Source organism: Streptomyces brevispora, from assembly GCF_007829885.1.
Lineage (GTDB): Bacteria > Actinomycetota > Actinomycetes > Streptomycetales > Streptomycetaceae > Streptomyces > Streptomyces brevispora.
Map to the genome: position 1 here is coordinate 4,761,577 of NZ_VIWW01000001.1, position 25,700 is coordinate 4,787,276.

The window sequence follows — 25,700 nt, forward strand, 5'->3', positions numbered from 1 at the left end:
GGCGCCCGCAGCACCCTGCGCGCCGCCCCGACCCGAGGATCAACACCCATGACCCGCGTGATCGCCGGCTCGGCCGGCGGACGCCGCCTGGCCGTCCCGCCCGGCACCGGCACCCGCCCCACCTCCGACCGCGCGCGCGAGGGCCTGTTCTCCACCTGGCAGGCGCTCCTCGGCACCCTCGACGGCGTCCGGATCGCCGATCTGTACGCGGGCTCGGGGGCCGTCGGCCTCGAAGCGCTCTCCCGGGGCGCGGTCCACGCCCTGCTCGTCGAGGCCGACGCCAAGGCCGTCCGCACCGTCCGGGACAACGTCCGCACCCTCGGCCTGCCCGGCGCCGAGGTCCGGGCCGGCAAAGCCGAACAGATCGTGACAGGACCGGCGCCCGCGGAGCCGTACGACGTGGTGTTCCTGGACCCGCCGTACGCCGTCACCGACGAAGATCTTGGCGAGATACTGCTCACACTCCGTGCCCAGGGGTGGCTCTCGGCCGCTGCGCTCGTCACCGTGGAGCGCAGCACCAGAGGCGGAGAATTCAGCTGGCCCAAGGGTTTCGAGCCATTGCGGGCCCGTCGCTACGGCGAGGGAACGCTTTGGTACGGTCGCGCCGCCGCTACGTGCGAAGACGCACGATGACCGGACCGGAGAGCGAGGGAATCAAGTTGCGCCGCGCCGTCTGCCCGGGGTCGTTCGACCCCATCACCAATGGACATCTCGACATCATCGGCCGCGCCTCGAAGCTGTACGACGTCGTACACGTCGCGGTGATGATCAACCAGTCGAAGAAGGGTCTGTTCACGGTCGACGAGCGGATCGACATGATCCGCCGGGTCACCGCGGACTTCGGCAACGTCCAGGTCGAGTCCTTCCACGGGCTGCTGGTCGACTTCTGCAAGCAGCGCGACATCCCGGCGATCGTGAAGGGCCTGCGGGCCGTCAGCGACTTCGACTACGAACTGCAGATGGCCCAGATGAACAACGGGCTCTCGGGTGTCGAAACGCTCTTCGTGCCGACCAATCCGACCTACAGTTTCCTGTCGTCCTCCCTGGTCAAGGAGGTGGCGACCTGGGGTGGCGACGTCTCGCACCTGCTGCCGCCACTGGTCCAGGAGGCCCTGACGGAGCGCCTCGCCCAGCAGTGAGGCACTGACAGCCCGTCACCCGGTGTCGGGCGGGCGCCGACTGGCCGTACAGTCGTCCCGTCCGTCTCCAATCGGCAGTAGAGAGTGGCGAGCACACGGTGGACGTGCAGAAGAAGCTCGACGAGATCGTCGAAGCGGTCGGGAACGCCCGGTCGATGCCCATGTCGGCGTCCTGCGTGGTCAACCGCGCCGACCTGCTCGCGATGCTGGAAGAGGTGCGCCAGGCCCTGCCCGGCTCCCTCGCGCACGCGCAGGAGCTCATCGGCGGCCGGGAACAGCTCGTCGAGCAGGCCCGTCAGGAGGCCGGGCGGATCATCGAGACCGCCCACGCCGAGCGCGGTTCGCTGATCTCGGACACCGAGATCGCCCGGCGGTCCCAGGCCGAGGCCGACCGGATTCTCGGTGAGGCCCGCAAGGACGCCGAGGAGATCCGCGCCGAGGCCGACGAGTACGTCGACAGCAAGCTCGCCAACTTCGAGGTCGTCCTCACCAAGACCATCGGCTCCGTCGACCGGGGCCGCGAGAAGCTCCTCGGCCGCGGCCAGGGCTTCGACGAGCAGGGCTACGAGGACCCGGACTTCGCCGAGGCCCCGGAGCGCAGCGCCGACCCGGCCACGCTCCAGCGCCGGGCCGACGACTACGTGGACACCAAGCTCGGCGCCTTCGAGGCAGTGCTCGCCAAGACCCTGGAGGCGGTGGGCCGGGGCCGGCAGAAGCTGCACGGCCGGGTCGCCACCGACGACCTCGGCGCGCACATGGCCGCCCAGGACGCCGCGGGCAGCCAGGGTCACACCAGCGACGAGGACCACTGGGCGGGACTGGCCGAGATCGCCACCCCGGAGCCGCCGCAGGTGCCCCAGCAGCTGTCCCCGCAGGCCGATCCGCGCTTCCCCGCGCAGGCCGAGCCGCAGTACGCGCAGACGTACGCGTACCAGGACCAGCCGCAGCAGGACGTGTACGGCTACCAGCAGCAGCCGGACCCCTACGCCGGCTACCAGCAGCAGGGCTACGACCAGAACCAGCAGCAGGGCTACGACCAGAACCAGAACCAGGTCGCGCTGCCCGCGCAGGGCTACGACGCCTGGCAGCAGCCCGCGCAGGCCCAGCAACCCCTCCAGCAGCACGGCGAGGGCGCCCTGGACGAGACCAGTCTTTTCGACACCAGCATGATCGACCTGGACCAGCTCCGCCGGTACGAACAGGAGCACTGACCGGCCGGGACCCGGTCCGGGAAGCCGCTCCGGGAAGTCGACCCGGTCCTGATCGGGTCCGATCAGGACCGGATTGGGAGCTGAGCGGTGCGTCAAGTATCCTGGTTCTTCGGTCGCGCGTATGTACGCGGTCCAGGCTGCCCGCTTCGACTCCGGAGCCGGTCGGCTTCTCCCCACCACGCGTGATGCGCATGATTCGAAAGCAGGAAAAGCCCTGAACGGCCACCTCGACCACCGAAACCCTCTTGTGTTCGATACGCACGAGCTGGGTCGGCGTCCAGGTGCCCTCAAGCGGCTGACCCGCTCGGTGAACGCCCCCAAGGACTTCGGTATCGACGGAGTCGTCGGTGTGCCGGAAGGCGCACCCGTGGAGCTGGATGTCCGCCTCGAATCGGTCATGGAAGGTGTGCTTGTCACAGGCACCGCCCGTGCATCGGCCGAGGGGGAGTGCGTAAGGTGTCTGGAGCCGCTGAGCCTTGAGGTCGAGGCGGACTTCCAGGAGATGTTCTCGTACCCTGACGCCGATGACCGGAACCGCAGCAAGACGGCGGACCCGGTCGACGACGCCGAGGACGACGAGGACAGGTTCTTCCTCGAGGACGGCTTGTTCGACCTCGAGTCTGTGCTGCGTGACGCGGTGGTGCTCGCACTGCCGATGCAGCCGGTGTGCCGGGAGACCTGCGCCGGTCTGTGCTCCGAATGCGGAGTCAGGCTGGACGAGAACCCCGGTCACCACCACGAAGCCCTCGACATCCGTTGGGCGGCATTGCAAGGACTCGCCGAGACCGTTCAGGACGGCGAGAAGGACAACATGGGCGGCGCCGAACCTGGCGTCGACGAGAAGCAGGAGAAGTAGCCGTGGCTGTTCCGAAGCGGAAGATGTCGCGCAGCAACACGCGCCACCGCCGGTCGCAGTGGAAGGCTGCGGTCCCCACCCTGGTTTCGTGCGAGCGTTGCCAGGAGCCGAAGCTGCAGCACATCGCGTGCCCCAGCTGCGGCACGTACAACAAGCGCCAGGTCCTCGAGGTCTGAGCGGCTGGTGAGAGGCCCGATGTCTGAGTTGTCCCACGCCAAGAAGCAGGCAGACAACGTCAACACAGCCTCGTCCCACACGCTTCTGGAAGGGCGGCTCGGGTACCACCTCGAGTCCGCCCTTCTGGTGCGAGCGCTGACCCATCGTTCGTACGCGTACGAGAACGGCGGTCTGCCCACCAATGAGCGGCTGGAATTCCTCGGGGATTCGGTACTCGGCCTGGTGGTCACGGACACGCTGTACCGCACTCACCCCGACCTGCCTGAAGGCCAGCTGGCCAAATTGCGGGCCGCGGTGGTCAACTCGCGCGCTCTTGCGGAAGTGGGCCGCGGCCTCGAACTCGGCTCCTTCATCCGGCTCGGCCGCGGTGAAGAGGGCACGGGTGGCCGGGACAAGGCGTCCATCCTCGCCGACACCCTTGAAGCGGTGCTCGGTGCGGTCTATCTCGATCAGGGCCTCGACGCGGCCTCGGAGCTGGTTCACCGGCTCTTCGACCCGCTGATCGACCGGTCCTCCAACCTCGGCGCCGGCCTGGACTGGAAGACCAGTCTCCAGGAGCTCACCGCGAGCGAGAGCCTCGGAGTCCCCGAGTACCTCGTCACGGAGACCGGCCCGGATCACGAGAAGACCTTTACTGCTGCTGCTCGCGTCGGTGGTGTCTCGTACGGCACCGGCACCGGCCGCAGCAAGAAGGAAGCGGAGCAACAGGCGGCGGAATCCGCCTGGCGCGAGATCAGTGCCGCCGCGGAGGCGCGGGAGGTCGTGGCCAAGGCCGCCGCCGACGGAGGGGCCGCCGACGCCCCTGCCGACCCGCCGCCGTCCACGGACGTCGCTCCGGCCTGACCCGAGAACCCCTCGGTGCCCTGTGCGCCGGGGGGTTTTCCCTGCCCCGAACCGTTTGGTTCCCCGCCGAATCCCCAGGAGCGACACCGTGCCCGAGCTGCCCGAGGTCGAAGTCGTACGGCGCGGGCTGCAGCGCTGGGTGACCGGGCGCACGGTCGACGAGGTCGAGGTCCTGCACCCGCGAGCGGTCCGCCGTCATCTCGCGGGAGGCGTGGACTTCGCGGCCAGACTCGCCGGCATCCGTTTCGGGCCCGCGATGCGCCGCGGCAAATATCTCTGGGTGCCGCTGGACGAGACGACCAGCTCGCTCCTCGGCCACCTCGGCATGAGCGGTCAGCTGCTCGTACAGCCGCAGGACGCCGCCGACGAGAAGCATCTGCGGATCAGGATCCGGTTCGACGACTCCCTCGGTACCGAACTGCGCTTCGTCGACCAGCGCACCTTCGGCGGGCTCTCGCTCCACGAGAACACCCCCGACGGAGTGCCCGACACCATCGCGCACATCGCCCGCGATCCACTGGACCCGGAATTCGACGACGCGGCGTTCCACACCGCGCTGCGACTGCGCCGCACCACGGTCAAGCGCGCCCTGCTCGACCAGTCGCTGATCAGCGGGGTCGGCAACATCTACGCGGACGAGGCCTTGTGGCGCGCCAAGCTGCACTACGACCGGCCGACCGCGACCCTGACCCGTCCCCAGTCGGCCGAGCTGCTCGGCCATGTCCGCGATGTGATGAACGCGGCGCTGGAGCAGGGCGGCACGAGTTTCGACAGCCTCTACGTCAATGTGAACGGTGAGTCGGGCTACTTCGACCGGTCGCTGGACGCCTACGGGCGCGAGGACGAACCCTGCCACCGCTGCGGTACGCCGATGAGGCGCCGTGCCTGGATGAACCGGTCCAGCTACTTCTGCCCGCGCTGCCAGCGCCCGCCGCGCAACACCGGCTGAGACCCCCGCGGGGGTCGGCGGTTCCCGTGCCGCGACGCGGCAGAGCCTTGCCGGGAGGGGCGCTAGCTTTCCCGGGCCGCGTGCGCCTCGTCGTAACGTTCACGGGCGACCATGACCTCGGCCATCCGGTCCTCGACGAGCTGGATCAGTCCGATCAGCTGCCCGGCGACCTGCCGTCCCAGCGGTGTGAGCTCGTAGTCGACGCGGGGCGGATTGGTGGGCTGCGCCTCGCGGTGCACCAGTCCGTCACGTTCCAGCGCGTGCAGGGTCTGGGAGAGCATCTTCTCGCTCACCCCGTCGACCCGGCGGCGCAGCGCGTTGAAGCGGAGGCTGCCCTCATACAGGGCGCCGAGCGTCAGGCTGCCCCAGCGGCCGGTGACATGTTCCAGGGTGCCGCGCGAGGGGCAATGCCTGGCGAACACGTCGAAGACCCACGCATCGCCCGGGCAGCCGTCCGTCCCGCTGCCGCCGTTCTCGTCCATGGAAGCCAGCGTACGCCCGCACAGCGCTCGCCACGGGATTGCGCGATCCATGGGTGAGCGGGTGGGGCGTACGGGGCCGGAGCGGGTGGTGGTGCGGGGCGGGTACGGCTCAGAAGCCGAAGTCCTGGGTCCACCAGGGACCGCCGGCGCCGAAGTGGACACCCACGCCGAGCGTCTTGTAGTCGCAGTTGAGAATGTTCGCGCGGTGGCCCTCGCTGTTCATCCAGGCGTCCATCACGGCCTGCGCGTCGGCCTGGCCCCGGGCGATGTTCTCGCCGCCGAGACCGGCCACGCCTGCCTTGGCGGCACGGTCCCAGGGGGTCTTGCCGTCAGGGTCGGTGTGGTCGAAGAAATCGCGGGCCGCCATGTCCTCGCTGAAGTTCTGGGCGAGCGAGGCCAGCGAACTGCTCGCCGTCACCGGGCCGCAGCCAGCCTTGGCGCGCTCCTGATTGACCAGGGAGAGCACGGCGGCCTGGGCCGAGGTGTCGGCGGCGGGCTCGGTGCTCCGGCGGGGGGCCGGAGCGGAGGTCGAGGGTGCCGGCGCCGCCGAGCTCGCGGTTGGGGCAGCGCTCTTCGTGGCACCGGACCCGGGAGCCTTGGAGGCGGAAGCCTGCCCGGAAGGCTCCTTCTTCTCCGCCTTCTTCGCCGGACCGGACGTCCTCGAAGGGGACGAGGAGGATTTGCCGTCGGCGGAGGGGCCGGACTTCGTGGGCCCGTGGGTGCGGTCGGTGCCGCGGCCGGCCTTGCCGGACGCGGATCCGCGGTCGGCCGGCGCGGTCGTGGAGCCGCCCTGCGTCAGCAGGTCCGGGGCGCCCTCGGAGCGCACCCGGTCGGCGGCCGAACCGCCGCCCGGGTAGTGGTCGCCGCCGGGCAGCAGACCGGAGGCCACGGCGACGGCCCCGACGGCCATGGCCGCGGAGACACCGAGCAGTCCCGTACGTACCGGCATCCCGGACCGCTTCCTGCGGCGGGATCCCCGGCTTCGGACCGCGTCCCGCTCCGCGTTTTCCTCAGCGGCGGGAGCGGTGGCGGGAACTGCGGCGGAGCGTCGATGGCGTCCCATCTGCTGTGCCCTTCTGACGACCTGGACGCCGCATCCGACGCCACATGACTCACCCGATCGAGTGATGCTTTTGCGAGGGGACTGTACGCCATGGTCTTTCGGTGAGAAGTGCTCCGAGAGCAATTGGCCGGTTAGCGTTCGGGCATGGACGAAGATGTACGACTCACCGCCTGGGTACGCGGCCGAGTGCAGCAAGTAGGGTTCCGCTGGTTCACCAGGGCAAACGCTCTGGAGATCGGGGGCCTCGTCGGATTCGCCCTCAATCTCGACGACGGCAGGGTGCAGGTTGTCGCGGAAGGACGGCGTGAGAGTTGCCACCGTCTGCTGGATTGGCTGCGCTCGGACGACACACCCGGCCGCGTTGACGGAGTCACTGAGATCTGGGACACCCCGCGGGGCGGATACGAGGGGTTCGCGATCCGCTGATCCGGGCTCCGGGCGGGGTCCGAAGATGCCTTGTGTTCGGACTGTGTTCGATACGCGGCGCGGGGTGACGGTGAGAGGCGCCGTTGTACCTACACATGAAATGACCTGCGGAATGATCCGGTGGTTGCCAAGAATCGGTTGCCGTGCGAGGCTGCGGCGAGAAGGAAGATCTCCGTGCCCCTGAGGGCCCCGCAGGAGAGTCGCGCCGCAAGATCATCAAGCCGCGCGCCCCCGGGACGCCCGCCTCTACGGGGTGTGATCGTGTTGACCGTCAAACTTTTTGGTGAGACGCTGAAAACCCCGCGCACCTTAGCTGTTCGGCAGAGCTGTTTGGCAGCAGAACAGCAGTGAGCACAGAGCACTGCCGAGCACCGCGGGTGCGATTCCCTCACGACCCACACCGCATCGGTCGGTCACTCAGTGTGGAGGACCATCCTCATGGCAAAGGCGCTTCTCGGTTACGTCGGCGGTTCCGACCCGCGACTCCTCGCCGAGATGCGACGGCTTCAGCAGCGCGTCCAGGATCTTGAATCCGAAATCGTACGGATTCAGGATGAGAACGACGCGCTCAATGCCGCCGCTCAGCACCAAGAGTCGCTGCTCGACAGCATCGACATCGACGTACCTCAGGCGGAGCCGGCGCTGACCTGACCGATGGCCCCAGGGCCGGTCGGGCTGCATGCGTCAGCCGCACGGAATCATCGCCGGATCGCCACCGGATCATTGAAGATCGATTGCGCTTGAGCTGCTTCTTGTGCGTCTTCATCTGTCATGTCATTGATCCGGCACGCGCGTCTCCATGGAGACGTCGTATCCGTCGACACAGCATTGCACAAGATTTACCGGGGACGCTTCGGCGTCCCTTCTTTCTTTTCCCCTCCGAATCCCGCCCGTCCCGCCCCGGACGTACACCCCTTCCCTTACCCTCTGATGTGCCCTGCACCTTCATCAGCGAAACCGCGAGTGAAAGGTAGAGTCCGGCGGCGTGCACCTCAAGTCCCTGACCCTGCGTGGTTTCAAATCGTTCGCCTCCGCCACGACCCTGCGGTTCGAGCCCGGGATCACCTGCGTGGTCGGCCCCAATGGGTCGGGCAAGTCCAATGTGGTGGACGCGCTCTCCTGGGTCATGGGGGAACAGGGTGCCAAATCCCTGCGTGGCGGCAAGATGGAGGATGTGATCTTCGCCGGTACCACCGGGCGGCCTCCGCTCGGGAGGGCGGAAGTGTCGCTGACCATCGACAATTCCGACGGCGTACTGCCCATCGAGTACGCCGAAGTGACGATCACCCGGATCATGTTCCGCAATGGCGGCAGCGAATACCAGATCAATGGCGACACCTGCCGGCTGCTGGACATCCAGGAACTCCTCTCGGACTCGGGTATCGGCCGGGAGATGCATGTCATCGTCGGCCAGGGTCAACTGGACTCCGTTCTCCACGCCGACCCGATGGGGCGCCGCGCCTTCATCGAGGAGGCCGCCGGCGTACTGAAACACCGCAAGCGCAAGGAGAAGGCGCTGCGGAAACTGGACGCGATGGGGGCGAACCTGGCCAGGGTCCAGGACCTCACCGACGAACTGCGGCGACAGCTGAAGCCGCTCGGCCGGCAGGCGGCGGTCGCGCGCCGGGCCGCCGTGATCCAGGCCGACCTGCGCGACGCCCGGCTGCGGCTGCTCGCCGACGACCTGGTGCGGCTGCACACCGCGCTGCGCGGTGAGATCGCCGACGAGGCGGCCCTGAAGGAGCGCCGGGAGACGGCCGAGGCGGAGCTCAGGGCCGCGCTGAGCCGCGAGGCGGAACTGGAGGACGCGGTCCGGCGGTTGACGCCGCGGCTCCAGCGCGCCCAGCAGACCTGGTACGAGCTGTCGCAGTTGGCTGAACGGGTACGCGGCACGATCTCGCTGGCCGACGCCCGGGTGAAGAGCGCCGCCGCCCCGCCGGAGGAGGAACGGCGCGGCCGCGATCCGCAGGACATGGAGCGCGAAGCCGACCGGATCCGCGAGCAGGAGGCGGAGCTGACCGCGGCGCTGGAAGCGGCGGAGCACGCGCTGGAGGACACCGCCTCCCACCGGTCGGAGCTGGAAAGGGAGTTGGCGGCCGAGGAACGCAGGCTGAAGGACGCGGCCCGCGCCCTGGCGGACCGCCGCGAGGGGCTCGCCCGGCTGACCGGTCAGGTCAACGCGGCCCGCAGCCGTGCCGGTTCGGCGCAGTCGGAGATCGACCGGCTGGCCGCGTCGCGCGACGAGGCACAGGAGCGGGCGGTCACCGCCCAGGAGGAGTACGAGCAGCTCAAGGCCGAGGTCGACGGCCTGGACGCGGGTGACGCCGAGCTCGGCGAACGGCACGAGGCCGCCAGGAGCGAGCTGAAGGAGGCGGAGGGCTCGCTCTCCGCCGCCCGGGAGGCCGCCACCGCCGCCGAACGCAAACGCGCCGCGGTCGCGGCCCGCCATGACGCCCTGGCCCTCGGGCTGCGCCGGAAGGACGGAACCGGGGTGCTGCTCGGTGCCCGGGACCGGTTGGCGGGCCTTCTCGGGCCGGCCGCCGAACTGCTCACGGTGGCCCCGGGGCACGAGGTCGCGGTGGCCGCCGCACTGGGCGCGGCGGCGGACGCGGTGGCGGTCACGGACCCGGCCACCGCGGCGGAGGCGATCCGGCTGCTGCGGAAACTGGACGCGGGGCGGGCCGCGCTGCTGCTCGCAGGCGGAGGCGGAGGCGCAGACGGGGGCGGGGGCGGAGGCGAGGTCGGCGCGGCACCCCGGGGGCCCGACGCGGTGGGGCAGGTACCGGGTCAGGGCTCGGAGTCGCACGTCGCGGGGCAGGTACCGGGTCAGGGCTCGGAGTCGCACGTCGCGGGGCAGGTACCGGGTCAGGGCTCGGAGTCGCACGTCGCGGGGCAGGTACCGGGTCAGGGCTCGGAGTCGCACGTCGCGGGGCAGGTACCCGGTCAGGGCTCGGAGTCGGTGCGGCCGGCCGCGCACGACGGCACATCGCCGGAGTCCGCGCCCGCCTCCTCGATCCCGCAGACGTCGGCCGCCCTGGCTCTGGACGGCCGGGGGTGCCCCGCCGTCGCCGATCTCGTCAGCGGTCCCGTCGAGCTGCTGGCCGCGGTACGCAGGCTGGTGCGGGACATGGTGGTCGTCGGAACACTGGAGGACGCCGAGGACCTGGTGGCCGCCCATCCGGAGCTGACGGCGGTGACCGGCGAGGGGGACGTGCTCTCGGCGCACTTCGCGCACGGTGGTTCCGCGGGGGCGCCCAGCCTTCTCGAAGTCCAGGCGTCCGTCGACGAGGCCGCCGCCGAGCTTGCCGAACTGGCCGTGCGGTGCGCGGAGCTGGCCGAGTCGCAGCGGCTCGCGGCGCAGCGGCGGGGTGCCGTCGCCGCGCTCGTCGAGGAGCTGGGGGAGCGGCGCCGGGCCGCCGAGCGCGAGAAGTCCGGGGTGGCCCAGCAGCTCGGGCGGCTGGCCGGCCAGGCGCGGGGCGCCGCCGGTGAGGCCGAACGGATGACCGCCTCCGCCGTCCGTGCCCAGGAGGCGCTGGAGCACGCGACCCAGGAGGCGGAGGAGCTCGCCGAGCGGCTGCTCGTCGCCGAGGAGGCGTCGCAGGACGGCGCGGACGAGGAACCGGACACCGCCGTGCGCGACCGGCTCGCCGCCGACGGTGCCAACGCCCGCCAGACCGAGATGGAGGCCCGGCTCCAGGTTCGTACCCACGAGGAACGGGTCAAGGCGCTGGCCGGCCGCGCCGACTCCCTCGACCGCGGCGCCCGCGCCGAACGGGAGGCACGGGCCCGCGTCGAGCAGCGCAGGGCCCGGCTGCGTCACGAGGCGGCGGTGGCCTCCGCCGTGGCGTCCGGCGCCCGGCAGTTGCTTGCCCACGTCGAGGTGTCCGTCGTACGGGCGGAACAGGAACGGGTGGCCGCGGAGGCCTCGAAGGGCGAGCGGGAGCGGGAGCTGGCGGCCGAGCGTCAACAGGGCCGGGAGCTCAAGGGCGAGCTCGACAAGCTGACGGACTCGGTCCACCGGGGCGAGGTGCTCGGCGCCGAGAAGCGGCTGCGGATAGAGCAGCTGGAGGCGAAGGCCCTGGAGGAGCTGGGCGTGGAGCCGGCCGGTCTGGCCGCCGAGTACGGGCCCGACCAGCTCGTGCCGCCGTCCCCGGCCGCGGAGGGCGAGGAGCTGCCGGAGGATCCGGAGCATCCGCGCAACCAGCCGAAGCCGTTCGTCAGGGCCGAGCAGGAGAAGCGGCTGAAGTCGGCCGAACGGGCGTACCAGCAACTCGGGAAGGTGAATCCGCTCGCTCTCGAGGAGTTCTCCGCGCTGGAGGAGCGGCACAAGTTCCTCTCCGAACAGCTTGAGGACCTGAAGAAGACCCGGGCCGATCTGATGACGGTCATCAAGGAGGTCGACCAGCGCGTCGAGCAGGTCTTCACCGAGGCGTACCGGGACACCGCACGCGAGTTCGAGGGTGTCTTCTCCCGTCTCTTCCCGGGCGGTGAGGGGCGGCTCATCCTGACCGATCCGGACAACATGCTCGCGACCGGTGTGGACGTCGAGGCCCGCCCGCCCGGCAAGAAGGTCAAGCGGCTGTCCCTGCTGTCCGGCGGTGAACGGTCGCTGACGGCAGTGGCGTTGCTGGTCTCGATCTTCAAGGCCAGGCCGAGTCCGTTCTACGTGATGGACGAGGTCGAGGCGGCGCTCGACGACACCAACCTGCAGCGGCTGATCCGGATCATGGAGGAGCTCCAGGAGAGCTCCCAGCTCATCGTGATCACGCACCAGAAGCGCACGATGGAGGTCGCCGACGCGCTCTACGGCGTCTCGATGCAGGGCGACGGGGTCTCCAAGGTCATCAGCCAGCGGCTGCACTGACCCTTGATCTGATCTTCAGGACTTAAAGGTTTCTTCTGGGTGCTCTTGCGTGAATTCCGCATGGAGCGCGATCTTTATTTCATGTGATGAATGCAAATCCCTGCCCGGTATCGCTTTCGCATTCAAGTGGTGGTGGGGGTGAACTTATGCGCCACTGGGAACAGCTCGTCCCCCACACCGGCGTTCGCGGCCAGGCACCAGGAGTTCATGTGACCAGCACATCGCAGGGACCGGAGTCCGGAGCCAGACCGGCCCACCCGGACCACCTCGGCCATGTCATCTTCATTACGGCAGCCGCTGCGATGGGTGGCTTCCTCTTCGGCTACGACAGCTCCGTGATCAACGGGGCCGTCGAGGCGATCCGCAGCCGGTACGACATCGGCTCCGCCACGCTCGCCCAGGTCATCGCCATCGCCCTGATCGGCTGTGCGATCGGCGCGGCCACCGCGGGCCGCATCGCCGACCGCATCGGCCGCATCCGCTGCATGCAGATCGCCTCCGTCCTCTTCACTGTCAGCGCCGTCGGTTCCGCGCTCCCGTTCGCGCTCTGGGACCTGGCGATGTGGCGCATCATCGGCGGCTTCGCCATCGGCATGGCCTCGGTGATCGGCCCGGCGTACATCGCGGAGGTCTCACCGCCCGCCTATCGAGGCCGCCTCGGCTCCTTCCAGCAGGCGGCGATCGTCATCGGCATCGCCATCTCCCAGTTGGTCAACTACGGCATCCTGCAGATCGCCGACGGCGACCAGCGCGGCAAGATCGGTGGCCTCGAGGCCTGGCAGTGGATGCTTGGCGTGATGGTCGTGCCCGCGCTCCTGTACGGGCTGCTGTCCTTCGCGATCCCCGAGTCACCGCGGTTCCTGATCTCGGTCGGCAAGAAGGAGCGGGCCCGCAAGATCCTGTCGGAGGTCGAGGGCAACGATGTCGACCTCGACGCCCGGGTGGCCGAGATCGAGACCGCGATGCACCGCGAGCACAAGTCGAGCTTCAAGGATCTGCTGGGCAGCCGCTTCGGCTTCCTGCCCATCGTCTGGGTCGGTATCGGCCTGTCGGTCTTCCAGCAACTCGTCGGCATCAACGTGGCGTTCTACTACTCGGCGACGCTGTGGCAGTCCGTCGGTATCAACCCGACCGACTCGTTCTTCTACTCGTTCACCACCTCGATCATCAACATCATCGGTACGGTGATCGCGATGGTTCTGGTGGACCGGGTGGGCCGCCGGCCGCTGGCCCTCGTCGGCTCCTGCGGTATGGCCACCGCCCTCGCCTTCGAGGCGTGGGCCTTCTCCGCAGGTCTGGTCGACGGCAAACTCCCCAGCACCCAGGGCGTGGTCGCGCTCGTCGCCGCCCACGTCTTCGTGCTCTTCTTCGCCCTGTCGTGGGGCGTCGTGGTCTGGGTCTTCCTCGGCGAGATGTTCCCGAACCGGATCCGCGCCGCCGCGCTCGGCGTCGCCGCGTCCGCGCAGTGGATCGCCAACTGGGCGATCACCGCGAGCTTCCCGAGCCTGGCCGACTGGAACCTGTCGGGCACGTACATCATCTACGCCTGCTTCGCCACGCTCTCGATCCCCTTCGTCATCAAGTTCGTCAAGGAGACCAAGGGCAAGAAGCTGGAGGAGATGGGCTGAACACCTTCCTGGGATCCGTACGGCCCCGGCGATTGCCTGCGAGCCGGGGCCGTACGCCGTTCGGGGGTCCCGGTGGCTCTCGCCGAAAGACAACGCTGAGGGCTGCGCCCCGGGCCGGCGAGCGGTGGCGGGTGAGGGGTGTGGGCCGCGCTTCTTGCCAGTGTGGATCACCAGCCGGGAAGGCGATCTCCCGCAGCGAGAGGTGTTCGGTGTCCGGCAGGCGCACGGCGGTGGTGGGCATGTCGTTGTCGGAGACCGGTACTCCGCGTTCCCGGACCCGGGTGCTGATCTGTTCCTGGAACAGCCGGTGCACGCCGGAGGCTTCGAGGGCGTCCACCTGTCTCGACGGTGACCAGGAGGTGCCGGGAACCCATTTACGCGCAAAGAGCGGTTCGTCGAGCTCGAAGACTCCGTGGCCGACCCGCAGGTGCACGTTCTCGTCGTCGAACGTCAGCGGCTCCATGCTCGTGGAGCGAAGCCAGCTCACCTGATCCGGCCGCCTCGTGAGCCTCACCAGCGTCCTCCCCGTCCTCAGAGGAGCACCCCTCCCGCCACGGCCGTCGCCGCGAACACGATGATCACCAGGATGTTGAACGTCACGTCCTGACCCTCCGAGCGGTGTTCGGCCGCGCGGTCCAGAGTGAAGTCGGCCGGGTCGGCGGGCGTGTAGTGGACCGTGACGTCACGGCCGTACGCGCCGGCGGGGTCCGCCAGATGCGACGTGCAGAGGGCCGTGACAGACGTGCCCTCGCGGGTGGTGAACGACACGACCGGGGTGATGGTGGTCCAGGTGTGGCCGTCGTCCTGGTCGACGCTGACGTCCTTCAGGACCGCGACGACCCGGCCCCGCACGGTGTCCATCGCGGCCAGCCTGCCGAGGCGATCGTTCTTGGCACGTACCGTCCCGGGCAGGTGAAAGGCGGCGAAGACCGCCCACGGGCCGCAGAAGCCGATCAGCGCCCACGGCCACCCCCGGTCGACCGCGGCGAGGACCACCAGCCCGACGTGGACCAGGAAGAGCGCGAAGCCGGCCCAGCCCAGCCCGCGACCGGGCTCCTCGGGGATGTTGGAGAACCGGTGGACGTGCGGTCTGCCCCGCGGGTAGCTGACCCCGATCTCCCGGCCCTCCCACGCGGCGGTGATCATCTCGCCGCACTCACCGTCGTTCGTCACGGTGACCTCCTGCCCGGAGGCCGGGTCGCGGTAGGAGACGACCACCGATATCCCGCCCTTGCGGGACCCACCGTGCCGGGGCTCCCGCACCCGCTCGATCCGCCCCGTGAGCCGGACCGTCCGCTGCTCCGCGGTCACCCCGGCCAGCGACATGCCGCACCCGGCCAGCGCCACCACACCCCACACCGCACACCACAACAGCAGGAACTCGTCCCACCCCATGCGCCCTCCCCCAGTCGATCCGGTCAACTTCCGGTGCGCCGAAGCACTTTGCCCTGCCCGTCCGCCTCCAGCGTTCCCGTGCCGCCGTCGCCGGTGACCATGACCCTCAGCGTGAGCGAGCCGGTGACGCCGTCGGCGGACAGTTGCCAGCTCTTCGGGGAGGCGACGCCGAGAGTGGTCCTGGCTTCCTCGACCAGGCCGGGGAGGCGATCGTAGGGCAGGGAGCGCGGGTCGAACCCGGCGCTCGTCACGCCGGTGGGGGAGAAGACGATCGTCAGCAGACGGTCCTGCACGACGACGGTGAGCGCCCGGCGCTCGTCCGCGCCCCGCGTCAACGACTCGACGGCCTTGCGCAGTTCGCCCCGGTCGAGCATCGACCGGCCCGGACCGATGGTGACCGTGCCGGTCCCCGACGTCACGGTGGTCGTGGACGAGGAGGAGGAGGAGACGGACGGTCTCCGGGAGGTGCCGCTCTCGGCGGGGCCGAACAGGTCGGCGCGGAACAGCAGGAGCACGGCGCCCGCGCCGAGCAGCAGGCCGAGGAGCGTGAGGAGACCGCCGGCACAGCCCGCCGGGGAATCGCTCTCCATGGCCGGACCGGGCACCGAATCCACCTGGGCCCCGGCAGCCCGCTCCTCCCACTCCGGGGTGGGCCGCTTCACGATCCGCGTCTTCCACGGCCGGTCCGGCGGATACTCGACCACCACGACCCCGCGCGGCCGGTAGTCGGGCAATTCGACGAGGTTGATGTCCTGCCGGATCTCGACACGGTACGCGGGCGCCTCGTCCGGCGCCACGGTCAGTTCGAACCGCACCGGTACGTCGCTGGTCTCACCTCCGACCGCCTCCATGCTCTCGATCACCGCGAGCGCCGTGCGCGGTACGACGGCCGCCTCACGGGCGCGCCGCGGCAGCGTGGAGCCGAAGAGGACCAGACCGTAGACCGCGGGCAGGACCAGCCCCAAAACGATCAGCGGCACCTTCTCGACGACGCACCCGCTGATGAAGGCGGTCAGCGACGCCCCGATCACCCCGCCCGTCAGGAACCCCAGGGCGAGGCCGGCGGGTGTGTGGTGCGTGGGCGGCGCGCCCGCGGGCATCGTCATGGGGCCGATTGTGCACGCCATGGCCGACGGCCGACAGACCTGTGGACGACCTTCGCGGTCACGGCGGGACCGCCTCGATCGTGCCCCTCAAGTGGTGCGACGCGGTCCCGGTTTCACCCGGGGCCAAGGCGGCCGGGGCCGGCCGGAGCGCCTCAACGCAGGCTCCCGGGACTGACGTTGTTCGTTCGGCGAGAACTGCGGGGACCCCGTTCAGTCGCCGGTCGCCTCGCAGAACAGCCGCAGACTGCGCCACCCCTCCTCGACCGGCATCCCGCCGCACAGCGGATGCAGCACCAGGCTGTCCAGCTCCCGGCCCAGCGCCGCGCACCCCTGCGGGGTGACGACCCGGTAGACGCCCTCGTCACGCAGTTCCGCCACCGTCGTCGCCGCCGAACGGACGGCCGAGCGGATGTCCTTGGACTGCCAGGAGGCGTACGTGCGGGCCTCGTGCAGGAAGTGCTCCCCGTACTCGGCCCACGTCCGGTCCGGGTCCTCGGACACATGCAGCAACGGTGTCTCGGCCGCGGGCATCATGCAGAAGCCCTCCGTGCCGTGCTCCGCACGCTGCTCGTGGTAGTACGCCTCCAGCTCCGGCAGATGCGCGCTCGGGAACAGCGGCAGCCCCAGCCGCGCCGCCCGCCGCGCCGCCGCCCGGGAGCTGCCGCCCACCAGCAGCAGCGGGTGCGGCCGGGTGAAGGGGCGCGGGGAGACCGTGACCGTACGGCCGCGGAACTCGAACGGCTCCCCGGTCCACGCCAGCAACAATGTCTCCAGCAACTCGTCCTGGAGCCGGCCGCGCCTGCCCCATTCGACGCCCGCCCGCTCGTACTCCTCGGGCCGGTAGCCGATCCCCGCCACCGTGACCAGCCGGCCCGCGCTCAGCAGGTCGAGCACCGCGATGTCCTCCGCCAGCCGCAGCGGGTCGTGCAGCGGCCCGATGATGGCGGAGACCGTGACCGCGATCCGGTCGGTGGCGCCGAAGACGGCACCGGCGAGGACGAACGGGGAAGGCAGCCAGGAGTTGGCGACCCCGTGGTGCTCCTCGGTCTGCACGGTGTCGATGCCGTGCTCGTCGGCGTACGCGGCCATGTCCAGGGCCGCGCGGTAGCGGGCCGAGAGCGAGGCGGGTGTGGCGGCTGGGTCGACGAGGTTGAACCGGACGACTGTGAAGGCCATGACGTTGTCCCCTTCGCCGGACGGGCTGGGCGAGCCGGACCTTAGCTGACGCGGCATCAGATGTGTAGGGCGGTGGCGCCCCGCCGTGAGCCGGGGCGCGGCAGTGCCGCGTACAGGCCGCCCGAGACGACGATGGTGACGGCCCAGCCGAGCCCGTTGCGCCCGGCCCAGGTAGCGGCGAGCGGACCGGCGAACCACTGCACGCCGGTGAAGAGCAGCCCCACCACCAGGCCCGCGGCCCAGGCCGCCACGGCCGGCCACGAGAAGCCGCCCGTGTACCAGTAGGCGCTGGCGGGAGTGGTGTCCAGGAGCGCCACCGGATCGTATGCGCGCCCCCGCAACTGGTCCATGCCGAAGACCCCGATCCAGGCCGAGAACGTCACCGCGAGCAGATTCAGAAAGGAGATGAACAGATCGATGAAACTGTTCGCGACCATCATCAACAGCGTCCCCAGGAACAGGCTGATCGCGGCATTCGTGCCGACCGCCCAGGCGCGCGGGACGCGGAATCCCAGCGTCTGCGCGGTGAATCCCGCCGAATACATCGACATGGCATTGATCAGCACCATGCCGATCACGGCGACGAGCAGATACGGCACCGAGATCCAGTCCGGCAGCAATGCGCCGATGAAGGAGACCGGATCCCGGGTGACAGCCAGTCCCGGCGTACCCACCGCCATCACCGCTCCCATCAGCACCATCGGCAGAAACACGATTCCAGCGCCGCCCACGGTCGCCGCGACGATCGCCCGGCCGGACGCGGTGCGCGGCAGGTAGCGGGTGAAGTCCGGGCCCGTGGGGGCCCAGCTGATGCCGCCGGCCGCCAGGGTGCCGATGCCCGCGATCATCATCGAGGTCGGTCCGGCCGGCCGGTCCAGGACGTCCTGCCACGGGGTCGCACCGGCCAGATACGCCAGGACGAGGATGCTGAACCCGCCGAAGAGGCAGGCGGACCAGGCGGAGCACACCAGCAGGGCCCGCGCCCCCAGCCCCGACAGCAGAAAACCGGCCGCCACGAAGGCCGTGAGGGTCGCCATGATCAGGGCCGGGGTGCTCCGGACCCCGAAGAGCAGATCGAGCACGGCCAGCACGGCGTACGAACCGGTGACCGCGTTGATCGTCTCCCAGCCCCAGCGGGCGACCCAGATCAGCGCACCGGGCGCCAGATTGCCCCGCTGCCCGAAGACGGCCCGGGAGAGCGCCATGCCGGGTGCGCCGCCGTGCTTCCCCGCGATGGAGATCAGCCCGACCATCCCGTACGAGAGGACGGGGGCGGCGGCCGCGACCACCAGCACCTGCCAGAAGCTCAGTGCGCTGAAGACGATGAGGCCCGCGCCCATGGTGAGCAGCAGCACGGCCATGTTGGCCGCGACCCAGGTGGGGAAGAGGGTTCGGACCCGGCCGGTGCGCTCGCCGTCGGGCACGGGGTCCAGACCACGGGTCTCCACGGGCAGGATCGTACCTTTTGTGAGGTGTCGGGGGTTGTGGCCGTATTCAATTCATGGGTGCCGCCCGGCCCGTGTCCGGCAAGCTGACCGGGTCCCGGCCGGCGGGTGCCGTCCGGAACGGACCGGAGGATGCCGTGGAGATGACCTTGGCTCGCGTGGTGAAGACGTGTGCCGGGTGCCCCGCCCAGTGGGACGCGTGGACGACCGGCGGCCAGTACCTGTACTTGCGCTACCGGCACGGCGTCGGCAGTGTCGAGCGACAGCCGTGCGAGGATCCCGGCACCTGGCACGACGACCCGTCCGAGACCGTGGCCGAATGGGACGACGGCACCGGGAGCGGGCAGATCGAGCTCCTCGGCTTCCTCGACCGGGCCGGGCTGAGCCTGGTGCCCGGGGCGGAGGTCTCGGAGCGGTTGAGCATGCGGTAGGGCTGTGGGGGCAGGAGTTCCACCGGTCCGTGCCGGGTGCCGGCGCCCACTCGGCCCTCGGCGGCCGCGTGCATTCCCCTATTGCCGCCACAGACTGACGACGTCGGATATTGAGACGTCGCGAGTTCCCGTCCGGGGGCAAAGGGCCGCGAGGCGCCCAGACCCGGAGGGCCCGCCCCGGAGTCTTACGCCTGGTGAGAGGCTCGGCGGGGCGTCGCCCGTCGGTATCAGCGGTGCTCGGCGGGGCTGCTGTCCACCGTCCGGTCGGATTCGGCCGGACGGCTCTGCTCCGCGGGCGGCAGCATCCGCTCGGTGAGCAGTACCGCGAGCGAGGTGACGGTCAGCAGCCCGCCCATCAGGAACGTGGCCCGCACGTTCCAGGCGGGCAGGACGAGGCCGCCGAGTAGTGCCCCGCCCGCGATCCCGGCGTTGTAGGCGCCGGAGTTGGCCGCCAGGGCGATTTCGGTACGGCCGGGGGCGAAGCGCAGCATCTGGTTCTGCGTGGCCATGAACACCGGGCCGAGTGAGCCGCCCAGCAGCACCAGGCACGCGACGGCTCCGGCCGGGGCGCTGCCGAACGCGTACAGGCTCAGCATGCCGGCCGCCTGGGTGGCCACCGGTAGGGCCAGCGTGCCGCGCGGGTAGCGGTCCAGGAGCGGCCCCGCGATCGTCACACCGACCACGCCCGCGATGCCGGAGACCATCAACAGAGCGCTGACGGAGGTGTCGGAGAAGCCGCTCACGTCACCCAGGAACTTCACGAGGTACGTATAGCCCGCGAACGCGCCCGTGGCGGACAGGGCGGTGGTCGCCAGCACGATCTGGAACCGCCGCTTGTCGGGTGCCGAACCGTAGGCCGCGTGCCCCTCCTCCGGGCGGGACGTCGGGAGGAGAACAGCGATCGTGAGGAGGGAGGCCAGCCCCAGCCCGGCCAGCACGATGAGCGGGACCTGCCACGTGCTCTGCTGGCCTAGCCACGTACCGAGCGGGACACCCAAGACCAGGGCCAGTGAACCGGCCACCGACAGCACCCCGATCACCCGCCCCCGGACAGCCGGTGGGAACAGGCCAACCGCCACCGGTCCCATCACCGCCCAGAACAGGGCCTGGGCGAGCGCGGTCACCAGCCGGGCGATCATCAGCAGCCAGTAGCTGGAGCCCAGCGCCGAGATCAGGCTGGACAGGACGAGCGCGGCCAGCAGCACGGTGAGCACATGGCGGCGCGGCATGGACCGGGTGGCTTGCGCGAGAGGCAGGGAGACCAGGGCGACGGTCAGCCCGTAGGCGGTGACCAGATAGCCCACCGCCGAGAGTGACACCTGCACGTCGGCCGAGATGAGATTGAGCAGCCCGATCGGCAGATTCTCCGTGGTGTTGAAAGTAAACGCGGCCAGCATCAGGGCCGAGAGCACAGCCAGCCTGTGCCAGCGAGTCGACGGTGCCGTCGCCATGCAGCCTCTTCCCGCTTGCTCACGTCGATCACACTCCGATTGAACATACGCACAACTCATCTGCCTCGTGAACGACTTGAGGCCACATTGGCCGAATAGCCGTGCTGCAGGGCGGGCAGGTGGTTCCGGGCTCGCGAACGTGGCTCGAATTCCTTCCACGCCGCCAGGATCTAGGCGTCCGAGGCTGGAACAGGCCGACGTGGCGCACCGGCAATTGAAGGCAGGCCACATGCGCGGCAAGATCGTCCTGACTCATCATTCGGAGGCCTGAGAGCCGTCCTGACCATTGCAACCCTCATATTGGCCTACGCCTCACCATGGGAACGTCACCCGCGACGATCCCGTCCCTGGTGAGGTGATGGCGGGCAGGCGTTCGCCACACGGAAGGATTGCCGGAGGCCTCGTTCCTGCCTCCTGGCGCGGGTGTCTACAGAGACAGGCACCCGGGGCGTCACGATTCTTACTGGCACCCCGGATTGTGCGCTTCAGACGGCGATCCCCTCCCGCTGAAGCGCCCAAGGAGAGTGTCTTCAGAAGATCTGGAGCTGTTTGCCGCGGTAGCGGCGGATGGATGCGTATCCCGCCCATGGATGTCCTGCTTCCGCGGCGTGCAGTTCGGTGGCGAGGGGGCTGTAGCCGAGAGCCTTGGCCACCAGTGCCGGCGGCATCTCCAGGACGAGATCGCGCAGGGCCGAGTTCCGCCCGCGACGGATGGGGATGCCGCTGTCCCACAGGCCTTTGTGGAGGGTCGCGATTGCCAAGGGCTGCCCAGGCACGGCGCCGGGGAAGAGCCAGCGGGTGCGGTTGTTGCGGGCAGTTGTCGTGTGGCGTCGTTGCGGCAGGTAGTCGCGAAAGAGGTGGTCAAAGGGGTGGGGGACAGGGACGGGTTCCCCACCGGTGAGGTGGACGATGACCTCCTCGTCGGTGATCTCGATGTCGTTGATGCTCATGCGCGAAATCCGTGTCACTGGCTGAGCGAAGAGCAGGACGAGTAGCCCGAGGACTCGGGTTTCGAGGCGGATAGAGCTGTCTTCGGCGATGCGTCGGAGGAAGTGCAGTCGTTCGCTCTGGCCGATGGAATCGAGCTTGGCCGAGCGGATCCAGGGAAAGTCGACCGGGGCCATGACGCGGGTACGAACGGCCCAGTGCACGAAGGTCGCCGCGCTGCGGCGGGTGCCTGTGCCGGTGGCGAGCCATTCGTCCACGTGACCTTGTGCACAGGTCATAGGGCTGCGGTCGCGCTCCCGCAGCCAGGCCAGGAAGTCGGCTCCGGCGCGGACATCGGCGCGGGCCCGGGCCACGGTCGTCGGCGCGACAGCCCCACGGGCGTCGAGCTCACGCAGCCGCCGTAGATGGTGCCAGGTAGCGAAGCGGCGAACAAGCTGCTGATCCTCGGGGTTGGCGATCTGCGGCGTCTTCCACTCCAGCCAGCGTAGAAATTCCACCTCGGCCCGATTACGTTCCGCCAGGATCCCGATAGTGACGAGAAGTTCGCGTGTGTGCTCTGCGGCATGCCGTGGAATGAAGTTGTCGAAGGTCTCGTGGTCGAGGGCCAGACTGCCGTCTGCGAGTCCGCGCAAAAGCGTCTTGACGTGTGGGAATCGGGTCCATAGCCGGGCGCTGACCGGTCGATCCTGGGTGGTCAAGGCATCAACGAGCGGTCGCAGCGGCGGCGCAATTTGGCCTGTGCCGTCATCGAGAAGGGTCGCCAGGTCGTCCTGGAGGCAGCAGCGGTGACAGAGGCCTCGACGGCCGCGGTCGGCTTCTTCTCCACAGCGTGTGCAGTGGAAGTCACGGGGGATGCCTGCGCAATCGCGGCAGATGGGGATGCGGTCTGTGTTGAGGCCGGGCAGGAGCCGTTCGACGCCGCAGGCTGGGCAGGCGCCGTGGCACTGCATGGCACGGTAGTAGCAGCGGCCGCAGACAAATCCCTCGGGCCATTTGGCGACGCCGTAGCGGCCGTTGACGACGCCGCAGCGTGCGCAGGGCTTCTTGCAGCGGGGCATATCAATCAGTCCGTCGTACTCGTGCCCGTCGCGGGCGGATGGTGCTGTTCAGGTCGATGACCGTGGGCCCGCCGGAGGCCGCTTGACGGGGCTGCTGAGTGGTCTGTACTCCGAATCGGCACAGGTCCTCGACGCTGCACTCCAACGCGTCACAGAGGGCGCCGAGCAAGGCCAGTGACAGGCGTTCCGGACGTTGGCCGACCAAGCGGTAGATCTGTGAGGCTGACAGGTCGATGCTCCGATCCTTGAGAAGCGGAATCAAGTCGGAGATGTTGTTGAGGCCGCGTGCGGCCATGATCTCCCGCAAACGCCAGGAGTACGTCACCGAACGGTTCATGGAGCGACCTCCCCCACAGCCACTCGGTGCCCGATGCGATCCAGGGCAGCCCGCACGGTGCGGGCCCGGTAATCGGGAGAAACGTGCGTGTAGATCGTGGTGGTCGACGCATGTTCGTGGCCGACCTGCTGCTGCACGAACAGAGAGTCGTAGCCGGCCTCGATGAGGTGGGAAACGTACGACCTCCGCAGCGAGTGGAAGTCCAGTCCTTCCGCTAGCCCCAGCTCGTGCCGGCAGCGCGTGAACAGGGACGTCACGGAGGAGAGACACAGGAGCGATCCTCGCTCCGAGGGCCAAAGAACGGGGGAGTCGGCCTCTGCGAGCAACGGGCGGACCTCCTCGACCCACTGCCCGAGGGCGTCCGTCGCCCAGTCGAACAACGGGACCGTCAGCACGGCCCGCCGTTTGGGCGGTGAACCGCGCATGGCCTTCCCGAAGCGGACGTGGACGATGCCGTAGCTGCCGAACTCCGGAGCCCTGGGATTGCTGCCCAGATCGCACAGTTCGAGGCGTCGGACCTCGTTGCGGCGCAGGCCCCAGCTGTATGCGACCTTCAGCAACGTGGCATCGCGGAAGGCGGTGAGCCACCCCTTGCGGCCGGAGGACTGCGCGGCCACGGCGCGCTCGTCGGCATGATCGAACAGCGCCTGCAGTTCGTTGTGAGTGAGGGCTCGCTTGCCGGGCCCTGCCTGGGCTTCCTGGGTGTGGCGGGCAGTGTTCCACTCATGGCAGACCTGCACGGGATGGGTGCCGAACCGTGTCTCGCACTCGGTCGACCAGCCGTAGGCAGGATCGGTGAGATAGCCCATGAAGAGCCTGATCCCGGTCTGATAGCCGAGCACCGTCGAGCGGCTGTTCCGCCGGACTCCTCGCGCCTCGGTGGTGAACTCGTCCACGTGCGCGGCCGTCCATAGCCACGGGTCGGCGTCGGTGAAGGCTCGGAAGCGCCGGATGAGCGCTTCTCGTTGCTCGACCGTACCGAAGCTGAGATTGCGGGCCAGTTGCTGGTTGCGCCAGCCGTCCAGCATCGCCTGGAAGACCTGGTCCTCCGGGCGCAGTAGGGGCACACCGGCCGCCAGATACAGGTGAGCCGATCCGTCAATGGGCGCCATGGGCCGCCTCGCATGGATCGCGAAAAATTCGCATGTTCTGCGAACGACGCTGGTCAGAGCAAGGACACGCGCGGTCATCACATTGTGTGGGTGGAGACCGAAGGAGCGGCTGTAGCCCTGTGCTGACGTGTATAAACACTCTCGACTGCACCAGACACGCAGCTCAGAGGTGTTCTGCCGGACGGACTCCGGCGAGCCGTGATTGCTCGTACGCGCACCGTCACGGGTTCGCACCTTCTGCGATTCCCCACCTTTCGTGACCGATACTGGGTGGGTTATGGAATTCGTCATCCTTGCTGTAGTCATCGCCCTGGTCGCGGTCGGCGTGATCAGCGGGCTCGTGGTCAGCAGCCGCAAGAAGAAGCAGCTGCCCCCGGCACCGTCGAGCACGCCGACCATCACTCCTCCCGCCGAGCCCCATGTCGGCGAGGAGGCCGAAACGCCGCGCGACGAATCGCGCCGCACCATCGAGGAGGTCGGGCTCCCGCCCGCCGAGGCCGCCGACGAGCAGGCCCCGGAGGCCGTCGCGGTCCCCGCGCTCGACGTTCCCGAGCCCACGGCAGGCCGTCTCGTACGGCTGCGGGCCCGGCTCGCCCGCTCGCAGAACACCCTCGGCAAGGGGCTGCTCACGCTCCTGTCCCGGGACAACCTCGACGAGGACACCTGGGAGGAGATCGAGGACACGCTCCTCACCGCCGACGTCGGCGTCGCCCCCACCCAGGAACTGGTGGAACGGCTCCGGGAACGCGTCCGGATCCTCGGCACACGCACCCCCGAGGGTCTGCGCTCGCTCCTGCGCGAGGAGCTCCTCACCCTGCTCGGCACCGACTTCGACCGTGCCGTCAAGACGGAGAGCGGCGTCGACACCCCCGGCGTCGTGATGGTCGTCGGTGTCAACGGCACCGGCAAGACCACCACCACCGGAAAGCTCGCCCGGGTGCTCGTGGCCGACGGCCGCAGCGTCGTGCTCGGCGCGGCCGACACCTTCCGGGCCGCCGCCGCCGATCAGCTCCAGACCTGGGGCGAGCGCGTCGGCGCCCGCACCGTGCGCGGACCCGAGGGCGGTGACCCGGCGTCGATCGCCTTCGACGCGGTGAAGGAGGGAATCGCCGAGGGCGCCGACGTCGTACTGATCGACACGGCGGGCCGGCTGCACACCAAGACCGGTCTGATGGACGAGCTCGGCAAGGTCAAGAGGGTGGTCGAGAAGCACGGACCGCTCGACGAGATCCTGCTCGTCCTGGACGCCACCACCGGGCAGAACGGCCTGGTGCAGGCCCGGGTGTTCGCCGAGGTCGTCGACATCACCGGCATCGTCCTCACCAAGCTCGACGGCACCGCCAAGGGCGGCATCGTCATCGCCGTCCAGCGCGAGCTGGGCGTACCGGTGAAGCTGATCGGGCTCGGCGAGGGGCCGGACGATCTGGCCCCGTTCGACCCGGAGGCGTTCGTGGACGCCCTGATCGGGGACTGACCCCCTGCCGCAGGCAGTAAGGAGCCCGGCCGCATGACCCATGCGGCCGGGCTCTTCGCTGCGACGAACGGTGTGAGGAACGGCGTCACGAACCGCGTGATGAACGACGTGGCGAATCAGCGTCACGAA

General features: G+C 69.5%; 23 protein-coding genes. 13 read left to right on the top strand and 10 right to left on the bottom strand.

The annotated features are described in order from the left end of the window. Positions 1-48: 48 nt before the first annotated feature. The 7 genes from rsmD to mutM all read left to right on the top strand — a co-directional run bounded on the left by rsmD (position 49) and on the right by mutM (position 5,175). Positions 49-633 (top strand): 16S rRNA (guanine(966)-N(2))-methyltransferase RsmD, encoded by a 585-nt coding sequence (rsmD, locus tag FHX80_RS22215; RefSeq protein WP_145765800.1) that lies wholly within the window; start codon positions 49-51, stop codon positions 631-633. Positions 634-659: 26 nt separating this feature from the next. Next, the gene (coaD, locus tag FHX80_RS22220; RefSeq protein WP_208764803.1) at positions 660-1,139 is read left to right on the top strand and encodes a pantetheine-phosphate adenylyltransferase; all 480 of its coding nucleotides are present in this window, start codon (positions 660-662) and stop codon (positions 1,137-1,139) included. A 98-nt stretch (positions 1,140-1,237) separates the two neighbouring features. Further along, complete coding sequence (locus FHX80_RS22225) at positions 1,238-2,350, top strand: ATP synthase subunit B family protein (protein WP_145765802.1); 1,113 nt, start codon at positions 1,238-1,240, stop codon at positions 2,348-2,350. Positions 2,351-2,597: 247 nt separating this feature from the next. After that, positions 2,598-3,206 carry a YceD family protein gene (locus tag FHX80_RS22230; RefSeq protein ID WP_145765803.1) on the top strand — a complete coding sequence of 203 codons (609 nt, stop codon included), beginning with the start codon at positions 2,598-2,600 and terminating at the stop codon, positions 3,204-3,206. A 2-nt stretch (positions 3,207-3,208) separates the two neighbouring features. Continuing rightward, the gene (rpmF, locus tag FHX80_RS22235) at positions 3,209-3,382 is read left to right on the top strand and encodes a 50S ribosomal protein L32 (protein ID WP_003965982.1); all 174 of its coding nucleotides are present in this window, start codon (positions 3,209-3,211) and stop codon (positions 3,380-3,382) included. 19 nt (positions 3,383-3,401) lie between these two features. Next, positions 3,402-4,226 carry a ribonuclease III gene (gene rnc, locus FHX80_RS22240; RefSeq protein ID WP_145765804.1) on the top strand — a complete coding sequence of 275 codons (825 nt, stop codon included), beginning with the start codon at positions 3,402-3,404 and terminating at the stop codon, positions 4,224-4,226. 88 nt (positions 4,227-4,314) lie between these two features. After that, positions 4,315-5,175 carry a bifunctional DNA-formamidopyrimidine glycosylase/DNA-(apurinic or apyrimidinic site) lyase gene (gene mutM, locus FHX80_RS22245; protein WP_145765805.1) on the top strand — a complete coding sequence of 287 codons (861 nt, stop codon included), beginning with the start codon at positions 4,315-4,317 and terminating at the stop codon, positions 5,173-5,175. A gap of 62 nt (positions 5,176-5,237) precedes the next feature. Here the strand turns inward: mutM and FHX80_RS22250 are convergent, their stop codons facing one another. Together FHX80_RS22250 and FHX80_RS22255 are read right to left on the bottom strand one after the other, a co-directional pair. After that, entirely contained in the window at positions 5,238-5,657 is a 420-nt protein-coding gene (locus tag FHX80_RS22250; protein WP_145765806.1) for a winged helix-turn-helix transcriptional regulator, read from the bottom strand. Between the two features lie 109 nt (positions 5,658-5,766). Then, entirely contained in the window at positions 5,767-6,720 is a 954-nt protein-coding gene (locus tag FHX80_RS22255; protein WP_145765807.1) for a CAP domain-containing protein, read from the bottom strand. 144 nt (positions 6,721-6,864) lie between these two features. On the opposite strand from FHX80_RS22255, the gene FHX80_RS22260 reads away from it, so the two are divergent. The 4 genes from FHX80_RS22260 (at position 6,865) to FHX80_RS22275 (ending at position 13,638) form a co-directional block, all read left to right on the top strand. Then, complete coding sequence (locus tag FHX80_RS22260) at positions 6,865-7,146, top strand: acylphosphatase (RefSeq protein WP_145765808.1); 282 nt, start codon at positions 6,865-6,867, stop codon at positions 7,144-7,146. Between the two features lie 438 nt (positions 7,147-7,584). Further along, positions 7,585-7,797, top strand: coding sequence for a hypothetical protein (locus tag FHX80_RS22265; protein ID WP_024494492.1), 213 nt, complete (start codon positions 7,585-7,587; stop codon positions 7,795-7,797). 334 nt (positions 7,798-8,131) lie between these two features. After that, positions 8,132-12,010 carry an AAA family ATPase gene (locus FHX80_RS22270; protein WP_145765809.1) on the top strand — a complete coding sequence of 1,293 codons (3,879 nt, stop codon included), beginning with the start codon at positions 8,132-8,134 and terminating at the stop codon, positions 12,008-12,010. A gap of 209 nt (positions 12,011-12,219) precedes the next feature. Continuing rightward, the gene (locus tag FHX80_RS22275; RefSeq protein WP_145765810.1) at positions 12,220-13,638 is read left to right on the top strand and encodes a sugar porter family MFS transporter; all 1,419 of its coding nucleotides are present in this window, start codon (positions 12,220-12,222) and stop codon (positions 13,636-13,638) included. Positions 13,639-14,169: 531 nt separating this feature from the next. On the opposite strand, the gene FHX80_RS22285 is transcribed toward FHX80_RS22275, so the two are convergent. From FHX80_RS22285 to FHX80_RS22300, 4 genes are all read right to left on the bottom strand, one after another. Further along, positions 14,170-15,033, bottom strand: coding sequence for a DUF3592 domain-containing protein (locus FHX80_RS22285; protein ID WP_145765811.1), 864 nt, complete (start codon positions 15,031-15,033; stop codon positions 14,170-14,172). 23 nt (positions 15,034-15,056) lie between these two features. Further along, positions 15,057-16,139, bottom strand: a complete 1,083-nt coding sequence (locus tag FHX80_RS22290) for a hypothetical protein (protein ID WP_145765812.1) — start codon at positions 16,137-16,139, stop codon at positions 15,057-15,059. A 210-nt stretch (positions 16,140-16,349) separates the two neighbouring features. Then, positions 16,350-17,315 carry an LLM class flavin-dependent oxidoreductase gene (locus FHX80_RS22295; RefSeq protein ID WP_145765813.1) on the bottom strand — a complete coding sequence of 322 codons (966 nt, stop codon included), beginning with the start codon at positions 17,313-17,315 and terminating at the stop codon, positions 16,350-16,352. A gap of 56 nt (positions 17,316-17,371) precedes the next feature. Further along, positions 17,372-18,763 carry a purine-cytosine permease family protein gene (locus FHX80_RS22300; RefSeq protein ID WP_145765814.1) on the bottom strand — a complete coding sequence of 464 codons (1,392 nt, stop codon included), beginning with the start codon at positions 18,761-18,763 and terminating at the stop codon, positions 17,372-17,374. Positions 18,764-18,903: 140 nt separating this feature from the next. Here FHX80_RS22300 and FHX80_RS22305 point away from each other — a divergent pair, with 140 nt between their 5' ends. Further along, positions 18,904-19,191: a hypothetical protein gene (locus tag FHX80_RS22305; RefSeq protein WP_145765815.1), complete on the top strand. Its 288-nt coding sequence runs from the start codon at positions 18,904-18,906 to the stop codon at positions 19,189-19,191. 227 nt (positions 19,192-19,418) lie between these two features. On the opposite strand, the gene FHX80_RS22310 is transcribed toward FHX80_RS22305, so the two are convergent. From FHX80_RS22310 to FHX80_RS22325, 4 genes are all read right to left on the bottom strand, one after another. Beyond that, positions 19,419-20,642 (bottom strand): MFS transporter, encoded by a 1,224-nt coding sequence (locus FHX80_RS22310; RefSeq protein ID WP_244318379.1) that lies wholly within the window; start codon positions 20,640-20,642, stop codon positions 19,419-19,421. 530 nt (positions 20,643-21,172) lie between these two features. Further along, complete coding sequence (locus tag FHX80_RS22315; RefSeq protein ID WP_145765816.1) at positions 21,173-22,648, bottom strand: recombinase XerD; 1,476 nt, start codon at positions 22,646-22,648, stop codon at positions 21,173-21,175. 1 nt (position 22,649) lies between these two features. Beyond that, positions 22,650-22,985 (bottom strand): helix-turn-helix domain-containing protein, encoded by a 336-nt coding sequence (locus FHX80_RS22320; RefSeq protein WP_145765817.1) that lies wholly within the window; start codon positions 22,983-22,985, stop codon positions 22,650-22,652. Further along, the gene (locus FHX80_RS22325) at positions 22,982-24,097 is read right to left on the bottom strand and encodes a tyrosine-type recombinase/integrase (RefSeq protein ID WP_145765818.1); all 1,116 of its coding nucleotides are present in this window, start codon (positions 24,095-24,097) and stop codon (positions 22,982-22,984) included. Before FHX80_RS22325 ends, FHX80_RS22320 begins: the two co-directional genes overlap by 4 nt. Before the next feature lie 277 nt (positions 24,098-24,374). On the opposite strand from FHX80_RS22325, the gene ftsY reads away from it, so the two are divergent. Then, positions 24,375-25,571 (top strand): signal recognition particle-docking protein FtsY, encoded by a 1,197-nt coding sequence (gene ftsY, locus FHX80_RS22330; protein WP_145765819.1) that lies wholly within the window; start codon positions 24,375-24,377, stop codon positions 25,569-25,571. The last annotated feature ends 129 nt before the right edge of the window (positions 25,572-25,700 follow it).

Excerpts from the sequence above, each read along its gene's own strand:
- rsmD (WP_145765800.1), top strand. The coding sequence starts at position 49 with ATGACCCGCGTGATCGCCGGCTCGGCCGGCGGACGCCGCCTGGCCGTC.
- rnc (WP_145765804.1), top strand. The coding sequence starts at position 3,402 with ATGTCTGAGTTGTCCCACGCCAAGAAGCAGGCAGACAACGTCAACACA.
- FHX80_RS22250 (WP_145765806.1), bottom strand. The coding sequence starts at position 5,657 with ATGGACGAGAACGGCGGCAGCGGGACGGACGGCTGCCCGGGCGATGCG.
- FHX80_RS22255 (WP_145765807.1), bottom strand. The coding sequence starts at position 6,720 with ATGGGACGCCATCGACGCTCCGCCGCAGTTCCCGCCACCGCTCCCGCC.
- FHX80_RS22260 (WP_145765808.1), top strand. The coding sequence starts at position 6,865 with ATGGACGAAGATGTACGACTCACCGCCTGGGTACGCGGCCGAGTGCAG.
- FHX80_RS22265 (WP_024494492.1), top strand. The coding sequence starts at position 7,585 with ATGGCAAAGGCGCTTCTCGGTTACGTCGGCGGTTCCGACCCGCGACTC.
- FHX80_RS22285 (WP_145765811.1), bottom strand. The coding sequence starts at position 15,033 with ATGGGGTGGGACGAGTTCCTGCTGTTGTGGTGTGCGGTGTGGGGTGTG.
- FHX80_RS22290 (WP_145765812.1), bottom strand. The coding sequence starts at position 16,139 with ATGACGATGCCCGCGGGCGCGCCGCCCACGCACCACACACCCGCCGGC.
- FHX80_RS22295 (WP_145765813.1), bottom strand. The coding sequence starts at position 17,315 with ATGGCCTTCACAGTCGTCCGGTTCAACCTCGTCGACCCAGCCGCCACA.
- FHX80_RS22305 (WP_145765815.1), top strand. The coding sequence starts at position 18,904 with ATGACCTTGGCTCGCGTGGTGAAGACGTGTGCCGGGTGCCCCGCCCAG.
- FHX80_RS22310 (WP_244318379.1), bottom strand. The coding sequence starts at position 20,642 with ATGGCGACGGCACCGTCGACTCGCTGGCACAGGCTGGCTGTGCTCTCG.
- FHX80_RS22315 (WP_145765816.1), bottom strand. The coding sequence starts at position 22,648 with ATGCCCCGCTGCAAGAAGCCCTGCGCACGCTGCGGCGTCGTCAACGGC.
- FHX80_RS22320 (WP_145765817.1), bottom strand. The coding sequence starts at position 22,985 with ATGAACCGTTCGGTGACGTACTCCTGGCGTTTGCGGGAGATCATGGCC.
- FHX80_RS22325 (WP_145765818.1), bottom strand. The coding sequence starts at position 24,097 with ATGGCGCCCATTGACGGATCGGCTCACCTGTATCTGGCGGCCGGTGTG.
- ftsY (WP_145765819.1), top strand. The coding sequence starts at position 24,375 with ATGGAATTCGTCATCCTTGCTGTAGTCATCGCCCTGGTCGCGGTCGGC.